Source organism: Phenylobacterium sp. (genome assembly GCF_036402295.1).
In the GTDB taxonomy this organism is placed as follows: domain Bacteria; phylum Pseudomonadota; class Alphaproteobacteria; order Caulobacterales; family Caulobacteraceae; genus Phenylobacterium.
Window position 1 is genome coordinate 1 of sequence record NZ_DASWTE010000273.1, and the last position, 5,236, is coordinate 5,236.

Consider the following 5,236-nt stretch of genomic DNA (forward strand, 5'->3'; position numbering starts at 1 on the left):
CGCGAGGGCATCCGCCGGCTGGCCGCCGAGGAGCTGGGGCTGCCCACCAGCGCCTACGCCTTCGCCTCCACCGAGGCCGAGCTCGCCAAGGCCGCCGGCGAGACCACCGGCTACCCCTGCTTCGTGAAGCCGGTGATGAGCTCATCGGGCAAGGGCCAGTCCTTTGTCGAAAACGCGACCGGCATCCCCGACGCCTGGCGCTACGCCCTGGAGGGCGGCCGCGTCGAACAGCCCCGCGTCATCGTCGAGGGCCGCGTGGACTTCGACTTCGAGATCACCCAGCTCACCGTGCGGTCCTTGGTGAACGGCGTCGTCGAGACCAGCTTCTGCGCCCCTATCGGCCACCGCCAGGTGAAGGGCGACTACGTGGAGAGCTGGCAGCCGCAGCCGATGAGCGCCATCGCCCTCTCCAGGTCCCGCGACATCGCCAAGGCCGTCACCGACGCCCTGGGCGGCCTCGGCATCTTCGGCGTCGAGCTGTTCGTGAAGGGCGACGACGTCTGGTTCTCCGAGGTCAGCCCGCGGCCGCACGACACCGGCCTCGTCACGCTCGTCACCCAGTACCAGTCCGAGTTCGCGCTGCACGCCCGCGCCATCTTGGGCCTGCCCACCGACGTCACCCAGCGCGAGCCGGGCGCCAGCGCGGTGATCTACGGCGGCCTGGAGGCGAAGGGCATCGCCTTCGAAGGCGTCGCCGAGGCGCTCAGCGTCCCCGGCGCGGACCTGCGTCTGTTCGGCAAGCCCGAGAGCTTCGCGCGCCGCCGCATGGGCGTCGCCCTCGCCCGCGCCGCCGACGTCGACCACGCCCGCGAACGCGCCCGCGAAGCCGCCGCCAAGGTGAAGCCGGTCGCGCAGTAGCTTACCGCCCCCGCGAAGCGGCGGGAGGTAAGGACCCGCCTTAGCGCACCTCGACCTTCGAGCGGTACACCGTCGGCCAGTCGCCCGGCGGTCCGCCCGAGCAGCGGTTCAGGCGGTTCGCCTCGGCGAGCCGGAACGTCGTCCCGTCGAACACCCAACTCGTGCTCGACCCGCAGTCGGCCAGCCCGCGCCCCTTGGCGGCCTCGTGGATCGTCGCGTGTTCCGGATCCCAGTCGACCTCGGTGTGGAAGCCCTGGTTCGGCTGATCCCCCACCGCCGCGGGCAGGATCACCACGCGCCCCTTCTCCGGCGCATCCCGTGGCGCGCGCACGACCAGCGAGTAGCCCTGGTAGGCGCCCATCAGGCAGCCCAGGAACACCACCACCTCGCCGCGTCCCAGCGGATGGGCCGCGTCGTCCGGACGGCGCTCGTCGGTGGCGCAATCCTCCTTCGTCAGCACTGCCGCCTGCGCCTTGCGGACCCGCGCGGCGAAGCCCGCCGGCACGGTGAGCGACGGGTCGGCGCGGCGGGCGACCAGCACGGGCGGCGCCGGTGGCGCAGGAACCGTCGTGTCCGGCGCGGCGCCCTTCCGTACGAACGCCCCGGCCGTTCCGAGCCGCCCCTGCGCCTCGTCCACCGCCAGCAGCGCCGCCTTGAACCCGGTGAGCGTCACCGCCTGCTGCTGCTTGCCGTCGGAGAAGGTCAGCACGTCGCCGTCGCTCAGCGTCCGCAGGTAGCCCAGCGCCTCGGCGCCCTCCGCCACCATCGCGTCCGTCTCGGCGTCGTAGCGCCAGCGCAGGTTCCGCCCGAAGGGGATGCCGTCCAGCGTCAGCGACCGCACGTCCGGTCGCGCGCCCTCCTGCGTGGCCCCGCCCAGCGAAACCCGCAGCCGTCCGCGTGGGCCGCCGTCGCGCGCAACGTCGAAATAGGCCTCGAACCCGCCGTCCGCTTCCGGCGCCCAGCGGACCCGGCAGGTCCGCAGGTTGTCGCAGGCGACGACGAAATCCTTGATCTCGCGATAGACCGGCCTTGCCGGTTGTGGGGCCGGTTGCTGGGCCACGGCCGCCGCCGCGAGGAACGCCAGGGTCATCATGCCGCCGAGCTAGCCACGATTGCCCCCGGCCGCGCTACCCTCGCCGAAACGACAACCTTGGGTGGGCTCGCGCCTTCGCTTAAGGTCCTCGGCAACCCATCGTGGACCTGGGAGGGACCCTCATGAAGAAGCTTGTCCTCGCGGCCGCCGCCACGACCCTGGCGCTCACCTCCATCCCCGCGACGGCCCAGCCTTCCGCCCCGCTGATCGAGCGCACCAAGCTGTTCGGCAATCCCAGCCGCGCCGCCGGCCGGGTCAGCCCCGACGGCAAGTGGCTGTCGTTCGTGGCCCCGCGCGACGGCGTGATGAACGTCTGGATCGCGCCGATCGGCGGCGACCTTGCCAAGGCCAGGCCGATGACCGCCGAGAAGAAGCGGCCCGTGCAGGGCTACTTCTGGGCGCCCGATAGCGCCTCGATCCTCTTCATCACCGACAACGCCGGCGACGAGAACTTCAAGGTCTACGGCGTCGACGTCGCCACCGGCGCGCAGAAGGCGCTGACGCCCTTCGACAAGACCCGCGCCCAGATCGTCGCCCTCAACCGCAATGTCCGCGACCGCATCCTGGTCGGCCTCAACAACCGCGACCCCCGCTGGCACGACGTCCACAGCCTGGACCTGAAGACCGGCCAGCTCACCCTCGTCTTCAAGAACGAGGGCTTCGGCAGCTTCGTCGCCGACGAGCAGCTCAAGCTCCGCTTCGGGATCAAGCCGCGCGGCGATGGCGGCCAGGAGGTCTACGGCATCGACGGCGGGACCGTCTCGGCCAAGCCCGTCGACGTGATCCTGCCCGAGGACGCGCTCTCCAGCGGCCCCCTCGGCTTCACCCGCGACGGCGCCACGCTCTACCGGCTGAGCAGCGCCGGGCGCAACACCAGCGCCCTGATCGCCCAGGACATGAAGACGGGCGCCGACACCGTCGTCGCCGAGGACGCGCGCGCCGACATCCAGGGGATCATGGCCGATCCCAAGACCGGCAAGGTGCAGGCCTACGCCGTCAACTACCTGAAGACCGAGTGGCGCGTGATCGACCCGGCCATCAAGGGCGACATGGACTTCCTGAAGAGCAAGCTGAAGGGCCAGTTCTCGGTCGGCTCGCGCTCGGACGACGACACGATCTGGACCGTCGGCGAGGACCGCGTCACCGAGCCCACCACGCTGTGGCTCTACGACCGCAAGGCCAGGACGCTCACCAAGCTCTACACCACCCGCCCCGAGCTCGAGGGCGCCCCGCTGCAGCCGATGCACCCGGTGGAGATCAAGACCCGCGACGGCCACACGCAGGTCTCGTACCTGACCCTGCCGCCCGGCTCGGACGCCAACGGCGACGGCCGGCCCGAGAAGCCGGTCCCCCTGGTGCTGTTCGTTCACGGCGGGCCGTGGGGCCGCGACGTCTATGGCTACAACGGCTACCACCAGTGGATGGCCAACCGCGGCTACGCGGTGCTGTCGCCCAACTTCCGCGCCTCCACCGGCTTCGGGAAGGCGTGGATCAACGCCGGCGACAAGGAGTGGGGCCGCAAGATGCACGACGACCTGCTGGACGCCGTCGACTGGGCGGTGAAGGCGGGTGTCACCCGGGCCGACAAGGTCGCCATCATGGGCGGCTCGTACGGCGGCTACGCCACCCTGGCCGGCCTCACCTTCACGCCGGACAAGTTCGCCTGCGGCGTCGACATCGTGGGCCCGTCCAACCTCAACACCCTGCTCAAGACCATCCCGCCCTACTGGCAGGCGATCCGCGCCCAGTTCGTGCGCAGCATGGGCGATCCCGACACGCCCGAGGGCCAGGCGCTGCTGAAGGAGCGCTCGCCGCTCACCAGGGCCGACCAGATCAGGCGCCCGCTGCTGATCGGCCAGGGGGCCAACGACCCGCGCGTCAACAAGGCCGAGAGCGACCAGATCGTCGACGCCATGAAGGCCAAGGGCATCCCGGTGACCTACGTCCTGTTCCCGGACGAGGGTCACGGCTTCGCCCGGCCCGAGAACAACCTGGCCTTCAACGCCACCACCGAGCACTTCCTCGACCGCTGCCTGGGCGGCCGGGCCGAGCCGTTCGGCGCGGCGCTGAAAGGCTCGTCGATCCAGGTGCTGCACGGCGCCGAATTCTCGCCGGGGCTGAAGGCGGCGGTGGACGGCGCGGCGACCGCCGGGCAATAGCCCGGCGATGGAACCTGACGACAGCGAGGACGGCGGCGGCTTCGACGTCGACGACTGGACGCGGCTCACCGCCTTCACCGGCAAGGTGGCGACCCTGGAGGACGTGCAGGCCCGCTGCGCCGTCTTCGCGCTGGCCGACACCACCGACCCGAAGCCTATCGACATGGAGCTGCCGCAACCGGTCATCTGGTGGGAGGAAGACGGCGAGCAGGCGGCCGTCGCGGTCCAGGCCGAGGCCCACGTGAACGCCGAGGGCGACGCCATGGAGGTGCTGGGCCTCATCCTGCCGGACGGCGGCTCGGCCGTGGCGCTGATCGACGACGTCGACCTGGTGGACGACACCGACCCCACCTGGCGCGACCTGGTCGCCCGCGCCGTCGACGGGGCGGACGGCTAGCTCCGCGCCGGCCTGACGCGCCCATTTCCCCATTGTCATCCCGGTTTTGGCGCAGCCTCAACACACAGGGACCCATAAGCGTCGATGCCGCAGGAGGCGCACGGCCTCGCCGCCGCGTCCTGCTACCGCTGCCGAGCCCAATGGGTCGGTCTTCGGTTCGCGAAACCGGGATGACAAAGAAAGTTGAGATGGAAATGGCGCCTTACGACCGTTTCTGACGTAGGGCCGTGTTCCACTGCCCGCATGTCCGGCCCCCCGCCCGAGATCGACGAAGCCGACGTCTTCCTGGCGAAGCTCGCCAAGCTCGACCTGCGCGCCGCGCAGCACGTCCACGACTGCCTCCTGGACACCACCGACCCCGACGAGGTCGCCCGGCTGGCCCAGGCCTACGCCCGCTGCTCGCGCCAGGTGCGCCAGACCTTGGCCTGCCACGCGAAGCTGAAGGCCGACCGCGCGAAGGCCGCCCGGCTGGCCGAGCAGCACGAACGCTGGCGCAAGGCCGGCCTCCCGTTCGAGGACGGTCCCAGGAAGACCCCGGAAGACCACGCCTACGAGGCCCGCGCCGACCACCTGGTCGAGGCCATGGAGCGGGTGATCTCCCACGTCGCCGCCGGCGACCGCGAACGCCACACCGAACTTGCCCACCGCTTCGAGCGCGAACTGGACGACTGGTACGAGAAGCCCGACTTCCTCGACCTCGACCCGCAGGCCCACGTCCGCCACGCCTGC

General features: G+C 71.1%; 5 protein-coding genes. 4 read left to right on the plus strand and 1 reads right to left on the minus strand.

Annotated elements, in window-relative coordinates:
* Positions 1–858: formate-dependent phosphoribosylglycinamide formyltransferase (gene purT / locus VGD44_RS16580; protein ID WP_331089085.1), on the plus strand; the 858-nt coding region annotated here is incomplete at its 5' end.
* Between the two features lie 40 nt (positions 859–898).
* On the opposite strand, the gene VGD44_RS16585 is transcribed toward purT, so the two are convergent.
* Positions 899–1,948 carry a DUF1176 domain-containing protein gene (locus VGD44_RS16585; protein ID WP_331089087.1) on the minus strand — a complete coding sequence of 350 codons (1,050 nt, stop codon included), beginning with the start codon at positions 1,946–1,948 and terminating at the stop codon, positions 899–901.
* 125 nt (positions 1,949–2,073) lie between these two features.
* Here VGD44_RS16585 and VGD44_RS16590 point away from each other — a divergent pair, with 125 nt between their 5' ends.
* The 3 genes from VGD44_RS16590 to VGD44_RS16600 all read left to right on the plus strand — a co-directional run.
* The gene (locus VGD44_RS16590; protein WP_331089089.1) at positions 2,074–4,110 is read left to right on the plus strand and encodes a S9 family peptidase; all 2,037 of its coding nucleotides are present in this window, start codon (positions 2,074–2,076) and stop codon (positions 4,108–4,110) included.
* A 7-nt stretch (positions 4,111–4,117) separates the two neighbouring features.
* Positions 4,118–4,507, plus strand: coding sequence for a hypothetical protein (locus VGD44_RS16595; protein ID WP_331089091.1), 390 nt, complete (start codon positions 4,118–4,120; stop codon positions 4,505–4,507).
* A gap of 243 nt (positions 4,508–4,750) precedes the next feature.
* A partial coding sequence (locus tag VGD44_RS16600) for a hypothetical protein (RefSeq protein ID WP_331089093.1) occupies positions 4,751–5,236 on the plus strand: 486 nt, incomplete at its 3' end.